Raw genomic sequence first — 15,864 nt, 5'->3', positions numbered from 1 at the left:
CCGGGGGGCGGGTCGTGGGAGGTCAGCGGGCGATCGGGGGGCGATGAACGCCGCCGAGGAGTTCGTCCAGGGCCCGGTCGTCCAGGTGTCCGGCGTTCTCGCCGAGCACGGGTGCGGGAGCCGGGTCGGGTGGGGTGTGGCCGTGCAGGATCATGGGGAATCCCTTCAGCCACTCGGGGACGCGCAGTGCCGCGCGCCGTTCTCGGTAGCGGGGGTCGCGCGCGCGGTCCGCGGCGGTGTTCACGGGTACGGCCGGGACTCCCGCGCGGCGCAGTTCCGCCACGGCCCTGTCCCGGGGTCGTCGGGCCGTCCACTCGGCGATGGCGGTGTCGACGGTGTCCTGGTGGCTCAGCCACCACTCCTCCAGCTCGTGGCCCGGCAACGCGGTGATCACCTCGGCGAGCGCTCGCCGGTGCCCGGCGCTGGTACAGGCGATCGCCAGCCAGCTGTCGGGTTCGGCGGCCGGGTAGGTGTCGTGGGGAGCGGCGCCGGGGCGGCGATTGCCGTCCGGGGCGGGCATACGACCGGTCCAGACGTACTCGCCGAGCTGATCCGCCAGCGTCCAGGCGACGGCCTCCCGCTGCGAGACGTCCAGATGGATGCCGCGCCGGCCGCTGGTGACGGCGTCCGCGACCAGGGCGGCGCCGACGAAGGACACCACCTGGTCCGGGTAGTTGACGTCGCCGCCCGACCACATGGGCCGCTCCCCCGGGTATCCGGTGACGGCCGCGAGGCCGGAGAGCAGATCGAGGGTCGAGCCGAAGGAACCGTACGAGGCCTCGGGTCCGAGGACCCCCTGGCTGGACAAGGACAGGTAGACGAGGCCGGGGTTGAGCCGGTGGGCGGTGGCGTGGTCGATGCCCATGCGGGCGGTCACGCCCACCCGGAAGTTCTCGATCAGAACGTCCGCCCTGCGGATGAGTTCGTGGGCCGTGACCCTGCCCTCCTCGGTCTTCAGGTCCAGGCACAGCCCCCGCTTGCCCGCGTTGTTGGAGGCGAACATCGGAGAGGGCGGGGCCTGGCCGTCCGCCCGGTCGGCGCTGCCCGGCATCACCCACTTCCGGAACGGGTCCGGGCGTCCCTGCGACTCGATCTTGATGACGGTCGCGCCGTAGTCGGAGAGAAGCCGGCTGGTGGCCGCTCCGGCGGTGATGGTGCCGAAGTCGAGCACGACCAGGCCGTCCAGGGGAGCCGCGTCCCCGCGCCGCACGGCCCCTGCGGTGCGGAGGGTGCGGACAGCCGGCCGGGGCCAGGCAGCGCGGTCGCCACCGTGCTCGCCCAGCCGGGGTGCCGGGGGGACGGAGCCGGTCGCGGTCCCGATCGCGGTCCCGGTCGCGGTCCCGGTCCCCGTCACGGTCCCCGTCACGGTCCAGGGAAGGCCCACGACCGGGGCGTCCCTGCGGCGCGCGCCGGGCGGCAGGACGAATCCCCGGGCGCCGAGCTGTTCGTCGGCCAGCAGGGCCTCGGCGTCGGCGGCGTGGCCGAAGGGCAGTCCTAGGCGCTGTGCCTGCGTATAGAGCTCATGGGCTTCACGGCCCGCGGCCGCCTCGGCGATCACGGTCCACCACTCCTGCGAGCGCCGGGCACGCTGGTCGGGGTCGTCGAGTCCGGGTCCGCTCAGGCGGGGGTCGCCGAACAGCTCGACGACGGCGGGCCACTGATGGGCGTGGAAGATGACTCCGACCCAGCCGTCCTTGGCCCGCACCACGCGCCAGCCGCCCTGGGAGGAGCCGGCCCGCTTCGGGACGCCGCCGCCGAGGTCGTGCAGGACGTCGCTCTTCCAGTCCATGGATGCGGCGACGTCGCTCAGGGCGACCTCGACGAGGTCGCCGTGTCCGGTGCGGTCACGGTCGCGCAGGGCGAGCATGGCGCCGTACAGGCCGACGAAAGCGGCCGAGTGGGCGGCCTGTTCGCCGCCGAGGCTGAGCGGGCGCCGGTCGGGCTCACCGATCATGGTGGCCAGTCCGCCGTACGCCTCCGCCAGGAGGCTGTCGCCGACGCTCTCGGCGTACTCTCCGGTCAGCCCGAACGCGGTGAGCGAGACGGTGACCAGCCCGGGGAACCGTTGCCGGAGCCGGTCGAGGTCCAAGCCCTCGGCTGCGGCGGCGACAGGGGTGAGATCGGTGATGAGAACGTCGGCGGTGGCCAGCGGGCTCGTCTCGTCGGCCGCCAGTTGCTCGGGCCGCAGTACGGCGCTGCGTTTGCCCGCACCGAGGGCCGCGAAGGTGAACTCCCTGGCCCGCAGCGGCGTACCGGTGGGTGACTCGCAGAGCAGGACGTCGTGGCCGAGGGCGGCGAACAGGCGTCCGCACGCCGCCCCAGCGACCGACTCGGTGATCTCGACGACCCGGAAGGTGCGCTGCCCGGACATCAGCCCTGCCCCGGGTTGCGCTCGCCCGCCCGGAACCGGCCGAGGCCCTCCGCCAGAGCGGTGCTGCGGGCGCGGAGCTCATCGGCGACCTCATGCCCGTACGCGATGGCCTCGGTCCACTCGGAGATCTCGCCGGGTATCTTCCACAGCGCCTTCTTCGACCATTCCAGCGCGGTCGCGTCGAACGAGGCGACGCGTTCGGCGAGGGCGAGGGCGGCGGAGTCCAGTTGGTCCCGGGGGACGGAGAGGTTGACCAGGCCCCATTCGGCCGCGGTCCGGCCGTCGATGCGCTCGGCCGTGAGCACCAGCCAGGCCGCGTGTTTCGGCCTGAGCCGCAGCTGGGCGGCGGGCCCGGCGAGGGTCGGATAGAGGCCGAAGCCGATCTCCGGCGTGCCGATCTGGGCCTCGTCGGCCGCGACGGCCAGATCGGCGACGTTGATGAGGGTGGAGCCCCCTCCGAGAGCGGTGCCGTTGACGGCGGCGATGACGACGGCGGGGTGGCTGCGGATCTCCTCCTGCACGGCCGCCCATTCGCTGCGCCGGTCGAGTTCCGCGTCCCCGGTGCTGACGTCGCCCTCCTTGAGGTCGACGCCGGCGCAGAAGGCGGGGCCGTTGCCGGTCAGGACGATCACCTTGGAGCGGCCCCGGCACTCGTCGAGGGCACGCACGATGCCTACGCGGGCCGCCCGGTTCATGGCGTTGCGCTTGTGGGGGCGGTTGAAGGTGATGCGGGAGACGCCGTTGTCCTGGTGCTCGACGAGGACGACCTCTTCGGTCAGGGAGGTGCTCACGGGGTGACTACCTTGAACTTCGGGATGGCGCGGTCCTCCGAGACCTGCTCGAAGACGACCTCCAGCGGCATGCCGCACTGCAGGTTCTCGGGCGGGTCGACCAGGGTGGTCATCAGGTACGGCCCCTCCTCCAGCTGTACGAAGGCCACCAGGTAGGGCACCTCGTCGGCGAAGGCGGGAAAGTACTTCTGGTGCATGACGATCCAGGACCACAACGTGGCCCTGCCGCCGGCCGCGCGCCACTCGAAGTCGGTGCCGAGGGTCACCGGGTCGACCGGGGACTCGGGGAAGCGGGGGGTGCCGGAATCGCCGTACTGGAGGCGGAGTTCACCGGCGAGGGTGCCCTCCCAGAAGTCACGGTTGGCTTCCGTGACGGGCGGGAGCATCTCGATGAGCTGCTGGTTGTCCATGGGTGTACTCACTCCCCGACCAGGACGTGCGAGGTGACGATGGGCGAGGCGCAGATGTACTGGGCGACGTCGCAGTCCGCCACCTGGCGGGGGCCTGCCTCGCCGCGGATCTGGCGTACGGCCTCGACGTGGTGGCCCCAGCCCTGCATGTAGCTCTCGCCGGTGTGCCCGCCGGCCGTGTTGACCGGCATCTCGCCGTCGCGGGCGATGCGGTCCAGGCTCGCCCACTTCCAGGCCTCGCCGCGCGGCGCGTGGTCGAAGCCTTCCAGGCTGAACAGGACGGTGGGGGTGAAGTTGTCGTAGATCTGCAGGCAGTCCATGTCCTGCGGGCCGTAGCCCGACTCCGCGTACACGCGGCGGGCCACGTCCTGGGAGGCGGAGTGGAAGAAGTCCGTGCTGGTGTAGAAGTTGCTCACACTGCCCCGCGCCGCGGTGGCCGCCACCCGTACCGGGCGTTTGGCCAGGTCACGGGCTTTCTCCACGGTGGTGAGGATCAGGGCGACGCCGCCGTCGTTGATGATGCAGTAGTCGTAGAGGCGCAACGGGTCGGCGATGTAGCGGGAGCCCAGGTACTGCTCCTCGGTGATCTCCTCGCGCATCACGGCGACGTCGTTGAGGGCGGCGTTGCGGCGGTTGTTGATCGCGATCGGGGCGAGTGCGCCGTCGGGAACGCCGTACTCGTGCGTGTAACGGCGGTACATCATGGCGACGTACGCGCCCGGGGAGGTCATGCCGTACATGGCGTCGTAGCGGGTGGTGGGGCTGTCGGTGTAGGCGCCGCCGTACGTCATCTTCACCGAGCGGCCGTTGTTGCCGTACACGCACGCCACCACGTCCGCCTGACCGGTCTCGATCAGGGAGACGGCGTGCTGGACGGCGACGCCGCTCATCCGGCCCGATCCCTCAAGGGCGTTGATGACACGGGGAGTCGGGATGCCGAGCACATGGGCGCCGTGCTCGTAGTGGATGCGGGCCGTGAGGAGGCCGTCGACCTCGTCCTTGCGCAGGCCGGCGTCGTCGAGCGCGAGGCGCAGGGCCTCGGCGCCGAGGGCGTAGGCGTCGCGTTGCGCGTCCTTGTTGGCGTAGAGAGCGCCGAAGTCGGTCTGGCCGACGCCGACGATCGCAACTTGCCTTCGTTCAGGCATGGTTCAGTCCTGGGTGTGGGTCATTTCGGGAATGACGGGATGACGCGATGGGCCGTGAGGTTCGGTTTCCGCCGCCCGGCCACCGATCGCGGGAAGGTGAGGGTGAAGCAGAGAAATGCTGGGGAGTGCCCCCGGGCGCCGGCTGTCACGTGCCCCGTGACGCGGGCGGAGGTGGGTGCTGCTCAGCCCTGCGCGAAGGGGCACCTGGACGCGTCGCCGGTGCCTTTGTGAGCGTGGTCGTGCGGGCCGTCCAGGAGGGGAAGTGCCTGGATGTCGGCCATGAGGTCGCGCGCGTGCTCCATGGCGAAGGCGCGGCTGTGCGGGTTGGTGGCGATGACCGCCGTACCTTTGAACAGGCCGTCGAAGGCCGCCGCGGCGACCTCGGCGGTCTCCTGGGCGAACGGTTCGATGGCGGCGGCCACCTGCGGATCGGCGGCGACAAGTGCCCTGACCCGCTCGGTGCGGACCCAGCCGGGGGCCAGGAGAGAGACGCCGACGCCGAAGTGCTCCAGGTCGCGGCGCGCCGTGTCGGTGAGGCCGAGTGCCGCGTACTTCGACGCGGTGTAGACGCTCAGTGGAGCCACGTGGGGCGGGACGCCTAGGGAGTGCTCGGAGCCGGTGTTGAGGACATACGCGGCTTCGCCGCGCGCCGCACTGTCCTTGAGCAGCGGTGCGAAGGCGTGGACGACGTGGAACATGCCGAGCACGTTGACGTCGAAGACACGTTGCGCCTCGGTCGGGTCCACGTCCTGGAGCGCACCGGCCACAGCGATCCCCGCGTTGTTGCACACCACGTTGACCCCACCGAACCGCTCGACAGTGGCCTCAGTCAACTTCTTGACCTGGGAGTAGTCCGAGGTGTCGGTCCGCAGCCACTCCGCCGTGGCACCCTCGCCCCGCAGGCTCTCCACCGCCGCGCTCGCGTCCTCCACGTCGGCGATCATCACCCGGGCTCCACGGGCCGCGGCTTCGCGGGCGAGGGCCAGTCCGACGCCGGTGGCGCCGCCGGTCACGACGACGACGGCTTCCGTCAGAGTGCTCATGACCGGGCCTCCTGCCGGTCGTCCGTGGCGGCGGTGTCGGCGGTGACGGTGACGGGCATGGACAGGAGCTTGTTGATGAAGGTGCTCCAGCCGCGCCTGGGCTCGCCGTTCAGGGCGCAGCCGATGCCGCGACGGTGCATCTCCTCGAAGAGGATCTTTATTTCGAGCTTGGCGAGGTTCTTGCCGATGCAGTGGTGAGGCCCGTTGCCGAAGGCCATGTGCTCGTTCGCGGTCCGCTGGGGGTCGAAGCGGTGCGGGTCGGCGAAGACGGCGGGGTCACGGTTGGCGGCGGTGAAGAACATCTGCACCAGGTCGCCCTCACGCATCCGCGTGCCGTGGAAGTCGGTGTCCCGGGTCACCGTGCGGGCCATGTTCATGGCCGGGGTGACGAACCGCAGGAACTCGTCGACCAGCCCGTTGAGGTTGCCGGCGGCGACGGCCTCGCGGGTGGCGTCGGCGATCTGCGGTTCCTCCAGGATCAGCCGCATCGACTGGGCGATCACCGTGTGCGTCGTCTCGAATCCGGCGACGAGGAGCAGGCTGAGGTAGTGCAGGAACTCGGGATGGCTGATCTCGCCGCGCTCGACGCACTGGGCGAGCACGGTGGCGAAGTCGTCCTGGGGGGCCCGCAGCTTGTCCGCTCGCAGCTGGTCCAGGTAGGCGAAGATCTCCGGAAGCAGCGCCAGGGCGGACGCGCCGCCGTCGGGCTGCTCCATGGCGTCGAAGATCGCGAGCGTCCAGTCCACGATGCGCTGACGGTCCTCGTACGGGACTCCCATCACGCGTGCGATGACGCGGGAAGGGATGATGGCCGCCACGTCGTCCACCCAGTTGACTTCGCCGCGGGCGGCGATGTCGTCCAGCACCTCCACGACGATCTCCCGCACCCAGCCGTCGAAGTTGGCGATGACCCGAGGTCCGAAGGACCGGGCGGCGGCCCGGCGCAGGCGGCTGTGGACGGGCGGGTCGTTGTACATGATGCTGTGCCGGAACTCGCTCTCCGACGAGGGCAGGCTCGGGAAGAACGGACCCCACTGGGAGCTGAAGAGCTCGGGGTTCCGTTCGATCTCGGCGATGTCGGCGTGCCGGGTGAGGCACCAGAACCCGCCGTTGAGGGTGCCCGCCTTCGCGGGCTGCCAGTACAGCCCCGGCAGCTCCCTGACCGCGTCGAGCGCCTCATGGGGCACCCGGGAGGCGAAGGTCGCCGGGTCCGACAGGTCCGGTATCGCCGGGGCGACGGTGTCCATACTCATAGCTGCACTTCCTTGTGCTCTCGGTCCTTGCGCCGACCTTCACTGTCAGTCGGCTTCCTGCTTCAGCAGATTCATCGCGACCTTCGCGGAGACCCTGGCCGCGGCGACATGCCGCCGGGCCACGTCCGCCGCGTCGGCGGCGGAACCGTTGCGGATCGCCTCGACGAGATCGGCGTACTCCTGCTTGGTGACGGCCATACGGCCCGGAGTGGCGGCGGAGATGCGACGCAGGGCGTGGATGCGGCTGTAGAGGCCGCCGAGCAGCTCCGCCAGCATGGGGTTGCGGCAACCGTCGAGCAGGACCTTGTCGAAGCGGTCGAGGACGTCCTTGTTGTCGTCGCCGCCCGGGGTCACCTGCTGAGCGACAGTGGCCAGCGCGTCCACCTCCTCCCGTGAGGCCCGCTCGACGAACAGGCGCACGGCGAGCGGCTCCAGCTCGGCGCGGATCTCGTAGATCTGGTCGACCTCGTCCTCGCTCGGGATGCTCACTCGCAGACCGCGGCTCGGCGACTCCTCGACCAGCCCTTCGGCCTGGAGACGCCTCAGCGCTTCACGCACCGACGTGCGACTCACTCCGGTGAGCTCGGTGAGCTCGCGCTCGGTGAGTCTGCGACCCGGCTGCAGGGCCCCGTCCAGGATGGCCGCGCGCAGCGCGTCGACCACCTTGTCCCGTACGAGCTTGTCCTGCGTCACCCGAAGATCGAGTCTGTGCCCGGCCACGTCGCACCTCTGCTTCTCAGGGATGAAGTTTGTATGACGGAATACAGAGTGCCGCCGACCGAGTGCCGTAGTCAATGGGTAGAGGACATCTCGTGCGCAGGGCGACGGTCGGATGTTCCGGCAGATGACGATGGCCCGACACCGAAGCCGGCCTGGCCCGAGGCGCGCGGGGACCCGTGAGCAGCCGGCCCGCCCCGGCGCCTACACGGACCTGGGCCACGGACGTTCTCCTCACGACCGGAGGAAGACACTGCGCGCAAGGGGCTCGCTCGACGCGAGGTCGGCTCGCAGCTCGCCGCACATCGAGCGGAGCATGCGGGCGGCAGCACAGCGACTCGCCGTACGAGTGATCGTGAGACCGGGTGTCATACTGGCGCCTGACGATCGATGCAGGAACTGAGTGAGCACGGAAGGGATCTCGGGTGGACAGGGCGGCTGGACGCACGAACACCCGGAGCATCGCCCGGGCCGCCGTGCGTGCGGAACTGGCCCACGTGGCGTTCGACCTGTTCCTCCGCGAAGGGTTCGAGAAGGTCACCCTCGATGACCTCGCCTCTGCGGCCGGGGTCTCCCGCAGCACGTTCCTGCGGTATTTCGGCAGCAAGGAAGAAGCGGTCCTCAGCGTCTTCGACACGCACGGCGAGCAGGTGGCCGACGCCGTGCGCGCCCGCCCCTCCGACGAGGACGACTGGACGGCGCTGCGCCGCGGGCTGGACGCCGCCCTGGAGCACTACCGTCGGGACCCGGCCAAGGCCTTGAGGATGACCCGGCTCGTCCTCGACACTCCCGCGCTGTGCGCCCGGCAGTTGGAGAAGCAGCGCGGGTGGTGGCCCGCCCTGGCCCACGCCCTCGCCGAGCGCTCCGACCCCCCACAGCCCGTGACCCTGGCCATTTCGGTGAAGGCCGCGGCAGCCCTGGACTGCCTCAACATCGCCCTCGACCACTGGACCGCTTCCGGCGGTCACCTCGATCTCGTCGATCTGCTGGACGAGGCCTTCAGCGCGCTCACCCCTCGGTGACGCAGTGACGCACGGGTAGCGCCCTTCATTCGCGGCCGGACACCACGGCTTCCGGACTCCCCTCTTTCCCGGTTCACCTTTCCCCGTCCGGCACGCCGTCCGCCCGTCGAGTGGCACCCTGTCCGACTTCGACGCCACCCTCGTCCACCCTCGACGGTGACCCCTAGTCTCCAAGCTGACACTCAGTTCCACTTGTGATACTCATATGCCAATCTTCCTCGTGAGTCTGGAGTTGTGATGTCCACGCTTCTCAGCGGCAAGACCGCATTGATCACCGGATCGACCAACGGCATCGGGCGCGCCATCGCCGACCTCCTGGCCGAGCGCGGCGCCCATGTCATCGTGTCCGGACGCAACGCCGAGCGCGGTGCACAAGCCGTCGCCGACATCCGGGAAGCGGGTGGCAAGGCGGACTTCGTGCGGGCCGACCTGACATCGGCGGACAGCGCCCGGACCCTGGCCGAACAGGCCCGGTCGGTCACGGGGCAGATCGACATCCTGGTGAACAACGCGGGCGTGTTCCCCGAGGGCACCACGACCGACACCACGGAGGAGGTCTTCGACGCGGTCTACGGCACCAACGTCAAGGTGCCCTTCTTCCTGGTCGCCGAACTCGTCCCCGCCATGGTCGAGCGGGGCGCCGGCGCGGTCGTCAACGTCAGCTCCTTCGCCGCCGACAAGGCGGCGCCGGACAGGGCCGCCTACTCATCCAGCAAGGCCGCCCTGAACAACCTCACCAAGGCGTGGGCGAAGCAGTACGGCCCGTCCGGCGTACGCGTGAACTCGGTCGCACCCGGCCCCGTTCTGCCCGAAGAGATCCAGGCCGCGATCGCCGCCGATCCCCGGGCCGCCGCCGTCACCCAGGCGCTTCCCGCCCGCCGGTTCGGCCTGCCGCGCGAGATCGCCGAAGCCGTGGCATACCTCGCCTCCGACGACGCCGCCTTCGCCCACGGCGCCTTCCTGAACGTCGACGGAGGCGCGGGTCTGGCCTGACCGGCGCGGAGCAGCGGACCGCCCTTCCACCGCACCGAGACTCCGCACCCAGTAGTGGAGGGCGGAGCCTCTGCGGCCGACGAAAGCGGCCCTGCCACGGTCCGCGGCGACGGAAGCTGCTCTGCCACGGTCCCCCGAGCCCGCCCTCAGCTGGAAATCAGGACCGGACGGCCGTCCCACCCCTGAGCCTTCGCACCAGGTCGACGACCAGCCCACGCAGATGGTCACGATCCCGGGCCGCACCGAAGACGTAGCGGTCCGGACGGACGATGACCGCGGCCGCGTCGAACTGCTCGGACCAGCCGCGGACGAGGCGGTCGGGATCCATCTCCTCCGTCACATGGACGATGTGCCCGCTCACCTCCGCCCAGGTCCCCCGGAGTTCCTGGTCGAGCACGTCGTCGCGATGCACCACGAGCCAGAAACCCGCACCGATCACGTCGTCCAGCAAAGCGCCCTGTGACGTACGAGGCTGGGGAAACAACTCGCCCGCGGCCACGCCCGGCCCGCCCTCGTCGAGGGCGATGAGACCGGAGTCGAGGCCCGGGATCGACTTCTGGCGGACTGACGTCATCCGGGGCAGGTTGCGAAGGGTGTCGTCCCGGCGCGCGGCCTCGACCGGGTCGGTCTCGCCGATGATGACGCCGAGCGACTTCGTCGTCTCGACGACGGCCCGGACATGGGGCTTGCGCTCCTGGCCGTAGGTGTCGAGGAGAGAGGCGTCGAATCCCTGGCGTTCCACGCCGTCGAGCTTCCACGCGAGGTTGACCGTGTCGCGGATGCCCGCACACATGCCCTGGCCGAGAAACGGGGGCATCTGGTGGGCCGCGTCGCCCATGAGGAAAATTCTTCCGTGGCGCCATCGGTCGACGACCAGAGCGTGGAACCGATAGACCGCGACGCGCTGTATGTCGACCTGGCCGACATCGACGAACCGGCCGAGGACCGAGCGGACCTTCTCCGGAGCCCGGAATTCCTCCGGGTCCTCGCCGGGCAGGAGTTTGATCTCCCATCGGCGCAGCGCACCCGGTCCGACGATGTACGTACCCGGACGCTCCGGGCGACAGTACTGGGTCACCCGCTCGGGCAACTCGGCGTCGCCCGACACGTGCGTGTCGACCACGACCCACCACTCGTCGAAGGCGAGGTCGTCGAGGGAAGCGGCGAGGTCGCGGCGGACACCGCTGCTCGCGCCGTCGCAGGCCACCAGGTATTTCGCGGACAGTACGTCGTCGTCGACCTGGACCCGCACACCGTCCTCGTCCTGCCACACGGCACGACAGGACCGTCCGAGCATCACCTCCACGTTCGGGAACCGGTCGACGCCGCGCCGCAGTACGGCTTCCAGCTCGGGCTGGCAGAACATGAAGTTCGGTTCCCAGCCGAGGAGGTACGGGGGCGGCGCCGGCTCGTAGTGCTTGATCGGCAGACCGTCGGCTCCGACGAAGTCCGTGCCGGGGTGGGGGACGGTGCCCCGCGTGATCTCTTCGGCCAGGCCGATGTGCTGGAAGACCCGCATGGCCTCGTGATCGGCGGTGATGGCGCGCGGGTCGGCGTAGACGGTCCTGCTCCGTTCCACCACCGCCACCCGCCAGTCACGCTGACCCAGCAGGTTGGCCATGGTGGCCCCGGCAGGACCGTAGCCGATCACGATGGCGTCGTAGCTCATCGGACCGACCCGAGGCGGGAAGGCGTGGCGGTCGTGGCGCCCGCGCGGTCGTCGGTCACGGTCTCCGACCTGCTGTCGCGGTTCCGGGACGTCCGGCTCGCCTTGTCGCGGTTCCCGGATGTCGGGCTCGTGGGCTTCACGTGTGCCTCCTCGCGTACCTACGACGTGTGGGTCACCGCACTATGGGGGCCCGTCTCCCTCAGCGGCAAGGGGCGTTGTCCGCTCAGTGGACATATGTTTTCGCTGTTGAACGGCCCTTGACGGCCACGTGTTCGCGGAGCAATGTCGATTGCATGGACAAAGTTGTCGGCGAAGGTCCGTTGAGCCGGGCGGTCTCGGTGCTGCGTATCCTCGCGAACGCCGGGCCCACGGGAGCCGCGCTCACCGAGATCACCCAGCAGGTCGATCTGCCGCATGCCACCGTCCACCGGATGCTGGGGCAGATGATCTCGCTCCGGCTGGTGCACCGGACCGCCGGCCGCCGGTACACGCTCGGCGCCCTGACGTTCGAGTTCGGTCTGGCCGCCGCCCAGAGCTTCGACCTGCGCGGGATCTGCGGCCCCCATCTCGAACGGATCGCGGCGGAGTCGGGACACACCACCTACCTGACCATCAGGAGCGGCAACGAGGCCGTGTGCGCCGACCGGCGGGAGGGGTCCTTCCCCATCAAGGTCATCGCCCTGAACATCGGCAGCCGCCGTCCGCTGGGCATCGGAGGAGGCGGCCTCGCCATCCTGGCCGCGCTGGAGGACGAGGAGTGCGCGGACGTCGTCGACTCGGTCAAGTCGGTCCTCGCCGAGCAGTGGGGGACGTCCGAAGCCGAGGTGTACGACCAGGTACGACGAACTCGCCAAGACGGTTACGCGCTGATCCACAACACCATCACCGCCGGGGTCAGCGCGCTGGGACTGCCGATCCGCGACTCCCTGGGTCGCGCGGTCGCGGCGCTCAGCGTCGGCACGGTGAGCAGCCAGATGTCGGCCGCCAAGGTGCGCTCGATGTCGGCGCTGATGAGATCCCGGGCCCTGGCGATCGAGGCCGGTCTGCACGCAGCCGGTACGCCGTGACCCGCCGGCCGCGCCCCCGCCTCACCCTGTCCTTCGAGCTCGGCCCAGCCAACGACCAGCGCGTACTCACCTGCCCACGCCCCCACCGCTGACCGCCCCGGACACCGGTGCAGTCTCCGTCATCTCCACGCACCCTCGACCGCCGGGGTCAGCGGGGGGGCCGGGCGGGCCGCCGACTGACCGACGGTACGAGGCAGACATGCGCGTAGCCCGGGGTACGCCGACGCCGTGCCGAGGGGTTCTCGGACCGCTCCCACCCACGGCACCACGCTCACGGGGTGCGCAAGGCGTCGAGAAGTCGGGGCGACGCCTGAAGTGCCGTGCGCTGCATCAGGTCGAGGACACCTCGGGTGCCCCCCATCTCCGATCCCCCGCCGGCCCGGCCGGGGCCTCCGTGCCGCAGGGCGGGAAGCGGTGAGCCGTGCCCGGTGGTCTGCGTCATGTTCGCCGAGTCCATGAGGTGCAGCCGGCCGTGCCAGGGGGCGGTGTCCCCCAGGAAGGCCGTCGTCCAGGCGAGGTCGTCGCCGACGATCGACGCGGCGAGGCTGCCCCTGCCGCGCACCACCAGGTCCACGGCGTGGGCGGTGTCGCGGTAGGCCAGCACGGTCGCGGCCGGCCCGAAGGGCTCCACCTCGTGGGGCGCGGCGGCCTCCGGGTCCGCGGAGACGAGGAGGGTGTCCAGGAACGCCCCCCGCCGCGGGTCGGCGTCGACCACCCGCACCTTGTCCGGGTCACCGTGGACGAAGCGCCCGGACTGAGCGATCCGCCGGACCGCGCGACGTACGTCGTCCCGCTGAGCGAGGCTGACGACCGCGCCCATCCGCACGCCCTCCGCGGCGGGGTTGCCGATGCTCACCCCGGCGAGTTCGGAGGCGATGGCGTCCAGCGCGGCGGCCTCGTGCTCCCGGGGGACGATGACCCGGCGGATCGCGGTGCACTTCTGGCCCGCCTTGACCGTCATCTCGGTCACGACCTCGCGTACGAACGCCTCGAAGAGCGGTGTTCCGGGCCGTACATCGGGGGCCAGCACGATGGCGTTGACGGAGTCGGCCTCCGCGTTGAAGCGGACGGAGCGGGCCACCAGGTGGGGGTGGGTGCGCAGGGTCCGGGCGGTGGCGGCCGAGCCGGTGAAGGAGAGGACGTCCTGCTCCTGGAGCAGGTCCAGGGCCGGCCGTACCGAGCCGACGACCAGCTGCAGGGAGCCGGGCGGCAGGACTCCGGCGTCGGTGACGATCCGCACGAGGTGTTCGGTGAGGTAGGCGGTGGGGGTCGCCGGCTTGATCACGCTGGGCAGGCCGGCCGACAGCGCCTGGGCCAGTTTCTCCAGCGGCGCCCAGACCGGGAAGTTGAAGGCGTTCACCTGCAGCATCAGGCCCGGTGAGGGGGTGACGAGGTGAACGCCGAGGAAGTCCTCGCCCCGGGCGAGGCGTTCGGCGGGGCCTTCGAGGAGGTGGGGCGCGTCCGGCAGTTCGGCGCGTGTGCGGTTCGCGTAGTCGCGCAGGACCCGGATGCCGCCGTCGACGTCGTAGCGGGCGTCGGCGAGGGTGGCGCCGGCTCGGGTCGACAGGGCGTACAGCTCCTCGCGGCGTGCGCGGACGGCCGCGGCGACCGCGTCCAGCAGGTCTGCTCGCTGGTGGAACGTCAGTGCCCGGAGTGCCTGGCCGCCGGCCAGGCGGGCGTGGTCGAAGGCGGCCGCCAGGTCGAGGCCGGTGGAGGAGACGCGGCAGACCGGCTCTCCGGTGACCGCGTCGCGCACATGGGCCGTCGAGGCGTCGGTGGCCGTCGGCGCGACCCAGGTGTCCTGCAGATAGCTCTTGAGAAGCATGGGATTGCGGCCCGCTTTCTTCGGAGGGGTCGGGGGTTGACTTCGTCGCGGGGCTGCTCGCTCGCGGGCCGCTACGGGACCGGGTGGTGACCCCAGATGTCGGCCGTGTAGGTACGGCTCACCCAGGTGCTCTCGTCGACCTGCACGCCCCCGGCGCCGATCTCGATGCCGAAGCCGGCCGGTGAGGTCATGTAGAAGGAGAACATTCCGTCGTTGGCGTGTTTGCCCAGCGTGGCCATGAGCTGGATGTCGTGCTCGCGCGTCCGGTCGAGGGCGCGGCCCACCTCCTCCGGGGTGGTCACCTCGCACAGGATGTGGTGGGTGCCCTCGTTCTTGTACGAGCGGATGAAGGCGATGCTGTGGTGGCGCGGGTTGCAGCCGAGGAAGTAGAACGTGCCCCAGGGGTAGTCGGCGGTGTCGCTGAGCCGGAAGCCGAGCACGTCGCAGTAGAAGTCGACCGCCTCCTGGACGTGCGGCGTCTTCATCACCACGTGCCCGAGCCCCTGTTCGCCGGTCACGAAGTCCACGCCGAGCGGTGACACGAACTGGCTCGGGGCGAGGCGACGGCCGCAGAACAGCTCGGTGCGGATGCCGAGGGGACCGCCGAAGTGCACCATGCGGGTCACCTGGCGGTCCCGGCACTCCTCCTCGGTGCCCGCCGTCACGTCGACGCCGAACTCCTTGAGGCGCACCGTCAGCTCGTCGATCGCCGCCGCGTCGCGCACCTCCCAGCCGATGACCGTGACGCCACCGGTCTCCGCCTCCGTCAGCCACATGCGGAAGGGATGCTGGTCCATCCGCAGCCGGTGGCGCACGGGCCCACCGGGGTCCCCGGGCTCGACCGCGAGACCTATCACCGTGCGGGCGTACTCCGCCCACGCTGTCGGATCGGGCGCGCCGATCCCCACATAACCAAGGCTCTGGATCGTCATGGCGAGGACGATATTTGTTAGACTCTTGACGGTCAAGGCTCAGACGAATACGTTGCCGTCATCGAGCCGAGGAGGACTCCGATGCCGGAGAAGCCCCGCCTGCAGCCCGTCGACGAGGCCGACCTGCAGGAGAAGACACTGGCGTCGCTTGCGCCGTACCGCGACCAGGACGGCCGGATCCACACGATCTGGGCGACCCTGGCGCACCACGAGGACGCGCTGCGCCGCCATCTCGTCTTCAGCAACCACGTGCTGGGCAAGAACACCCTGCCGCTGCCGTCCCGGGAGCTGATGATCCTGCGGATCGCCGCCCTGGCCCAGGCGGCCTACGAGTGGGACCATCACGTGCGCATCGCCCGCCGGGCCGGCCTGGCCGACGACACGATCCTGGCCGCCGCGACCGGCGCCTGGGACGAACTCGACGACCTGGACACCGGGTCCTGCTCAGCGCCACCGACTCGCTCGTCGAGCGACAGGGCGTCGACGACGACCTGTGGATCCGGCTGACGGAGCACCTGAGCACCGAGCAGGTCATCGACGTCCTCTACACCGTCGGGCAGTACCTGACCATCGCCACCGTCATCAACACGCTCGGCATCCGGACGGAGGGCGGCCCCTCCCTCCCC

General features: G+C 70.6%; 14 protein-coding genes. 4 read left to right on the top strand and 10 right to left on the bottom strand.

Annotation, left to right across the window (positions count from 1 at the left end):
- Positions 1 to 22: 22 nt before the first annotated feature.
- From P1P70_RS26290 to P1P70_RS26260, 7 genes are all read right to left on the bottom strand, one after another.
- On the bottom strand, positions 23 to 2,371 hold the full coding sequence (locus tag P1P70_RS26290; protein WP_319241898.1) for a CoA transferase: 2,349 nt from the start codon (positions 2,369 to 2,371) through the stop codon (positions 23 to 25).
- Positions 2,371 to 3,162: an enoyl-CoA hydratase/isomerase family protein gene (locus P1P70_RS26285; protein WP_319241896.1), complete on the bottom strand. Its 792-nt coding sequence runs from the start codon at positions 3,160 to 3,162 to the stop codon at positions 2,371 to 2,373. The genes P1P70_RS26290 and P1P70_RS26285 overlap by 1 nt, the downstream gene beginning before the upstream one ends.
- A complete protein-coding gene (locus P1P70_RS26280) occupies positions 3,159 to 3,572 on the bottom strand; it encodes an OB-fold domain-containing protein (protein ID WP_319241894.1) in 414 nt (137 codons plus the stop codon). The genes P1P70_RS26285 and P1P70_RS26280 overlap by 4 nt, the downstream gene beginning before the upstream one ends.
- An 8-nt stretch (positions 3,573 to 3,580) precedes the next feature.
- Complete coding sequence (locus P1P70_RS26275) at positions 3,581 to 4,717, bottom strand: thiolase family protein (RefSeq protein WP_319241892.1); 1,137 nt, start codon at positions 4,715 to 4,717, stop codon at positions 3,581 to 3,583.
- 182 nt (positions 4,718 to 4,899) lie between these two features.
- Entirely contained in the window at positions 4,900 to 5,760 is an 861-nt protein-coding gene (locus P1P70_RS26270) for an SDR family NAD(P)-dependent oxidoreductase (RefSeq protein ID WP_319241890.1), read from the bottom strand.
- On the bottom strand, positions 5,757 to 7,013 hold the full coding sequence (locus tag P1P70_RS26265) for a cytochrome P450 (protein ID WP_319241887.1): 1,257 nt from the start codon (positions 7,011 to 7,013) through the stop codon (positions 5,757 to 5,759). Before P1P70_RS26265 ends, P1P70_RS26270 begins: the two co-directional genes overlap by 4 nt.
- A gap of 45 nt (positions 7,014 to 7,058) precedes the next feature.
- Positions 7,059 to 7,733, bottom strand: a complete 675-nt coding sequence (locus tag P1P70_RS26260; RefSeq protein ID WP_319241885.1) for a GntR family transcriptional regulator — start codon at positions 7,731 to 7,733, stop codon at positions 7,059 to 7,061.
- 422 nt (positions 7,734 to 8,155) lie between these two features.
- On the opposite strand from P1P70_RS26260, the gene P1P70_RS26255 reads away from it, so the two are divergent.
- Together P1P70_RS26255 and P1P70_RS26250 are read left to right on the top strand one after the other, a co-directional pair.
- A complete protein-coding gene (locus tag P1P70_RS26255; RefSeq protein WP_319241883.1) occupies positions 8,156 to 8,752 on the top strand; it encodes a TetR/AcrR family transcriptional regulator in 597 nt (198 codons plus the stop codon).
- Between the two features lie 237 nt (positions 8,753 to 8,989).
- A complete protein-coding gene (locus P1P70_RS26250) occupies positions 8,990 to 9,745 on the top strand; it encodes an SDR family oxidoreductase (protein WP_319241881.1) in 756 nt (251 codons plus the stop codon).
- A gap of 157 nt (positions 9,746 to 9,902) precedes the next feature.
- Here P1P70_RS26250 and P1P70_RS26245 read toward each other — a convergent pair whose 3' ends face one another.
- Positions 9,903 to 11,414 carry a bifunctional 3-(3-hydroxy-phenyl)propionate/3-hydroxycinnamic acid hydroxylase gene (locus P1P70_RS26245; protein WP_319241879.1) on the bottom strand — a complete coding sequence of 504 codons (1,512 nt, stop codon included), beginning with the start codon at positions 11,412 to 11,414 and terminating at the stop codon, positions 9,903 to 9,905.
- A 293-nt stretch (positions 11,415 to 11,707) separates the two neighbouring features.
- On the opposite strand from P1P70_RS26245, the gene P1P70_RS26240 reads away from it, so the two are divergent.
- Positions 11,708 to 12,481, top strand: a complete 774-nt coding sequence (locus P1P70_RS26240; protein WP_319241877.1) for an IclR family transcriptional regulator — start codon at positions 11,708 to 11,710, stop codon at positions 12,479 to 12,481.
- Positions 12,482 to 12,752: 271 nt separating this feature from the next.
- Here the strand turns inward: P1P70_RS26240 and paaZ are convergent, their stop codons facing one another.
- Positions 12,753 to 14,306: a phenylacetic acid degradation bifunctional protein PaaZ gene (paaZ, locus tag P1P70_RS26235; RefSeq protein ID WP_319241875.1), complete on the bottom strand. Its 1,554-nt coding sequence runs from the start codon at positions 14,304 to 14,306 to the stop codon at positions 12,753 to 12,755.
- Between the two features lie 71 nt (positions 14,307 to 14,377).
- The gene (locus P1P70_RS26230; RefSeq protein ID WP_319241873.1) at positions 14,378 to 15,238 is read right to left on the bottom strand and encodes a VOC family protein; all 861 of its coding nucleotides are present in this window, start codon (positions 15,236 to 15,238) and stop codon (positions 14,378 to 14,380) included.
- Between the two features lie 81 nt (positions 15,239 to 15,319).
- On the opposite strand from P1P70_RS26230, the gene P1P70_RS26225 reads away from it, so the two are divergent.
- Positions 15,320 to 15,745 carry a carboxymuconolactone decarboxylase family protein gene (locus tag P1P70_RS26225; protein WP_319241871.1) on the top strand — a complete coding sequence of 142 codons (426 nt, stop codon included), beginning with the start codon at positions 15,320 to 15,322 and terminating at the stop codon, positions 15,743 to 15,745.
- Positions 15,746 to 15,864: the final 119 nt, after the last annotated feature.

Origin of the sequence: Streptomyces sp. MB09-02B (assembly GCF_033794485.1) — a bacterium.
Classification (GTDB): Bacteria; Actinomycetota; Actinomycetes; order Streptomycetales; family Streptomycetaceae; genus Streptomyces.
Note: the sequence above shows the minus strand (reverse complement) of the source record. Positions and strands in the feature narration are given on the sequence as shown.

Coding starts and splice junctions, on each gene's coding strand:
- P1P70_RS26290 (WP_319241898.1), bottom strand. CDS start 2,371: ATGTCCGGGCAGCGCACCTTCCGGGTCGTCGAGATCACCGAGTCGGTC.
- P1P70_RS26280 (WP_319241894.1), bottom strand. CDS start 3,572: ATGGACAACCAGCAGCTCATCGAGATGCTCCCGCCCGTCACGGAAGCC.
- P1P70_RS26275 (WP_319241892.1), bottom strand. CDS start 4,717: ATGCCTGAACGAAGGCAAGTTGCGATCGTCGGCGTCGGCCAGACCGAC.
- P1P70_RS26270 (WP_319241890.1), bottom strand. CDS start 5,760: ATGAGCACTCTGACGGAAGCCGTCGTCGTCGTGACCGGCGGCGCCACC.
- P1P70_RS26265 (WP_319241887.1), bottom strand. CDS start 7,013: ATGAGTATGGACACCGTCGCCCCGGCGATACCGGACCTGTCGGACCCG.
- P1P70_RS26250 (WP_319241881.1), top strand. CDS start 8,990: ATGTCCACGCTTCTCAGCGGCAAGACCGCATTGATCACCGGATCGACC.
- P1P70_RS26245 (WP_319241879.1), bottom strand. CDS start 11,414: ATGAGCTACGACGCCATCGTGATCGGCTACGGTCCTGCCGGGGCCACC.
- P1P70_RS26240 (WP_319241877.1), top strand. CDS start 11,708: ATGGACAAAGTTGTCGGCGAAGGTCCGTTGAGCCGGGCGGTCTCGGTG.
- paaZ (WP_319241875.1), bottom strand. CDS start 14,306: ATGCTTCTCAAGAGCTATCTGCAGGACACCTGGGTCGCGCCGACGGCC.
- P1P70_RS26230 (WP_319241873.1), bottom strand. CDS start 15,238: ATGACGATCCAGAGCCTTGGTTATGTGGGGATCGGCGCGCCCGATCCG.
- P1P70_RS26225 (WP_319241871.1), top strand. CDS start 15,320: ATGCCGGAGAAGCCCCGCCTGCAGCCCGTCGACGAGGCCGACCTGCAG.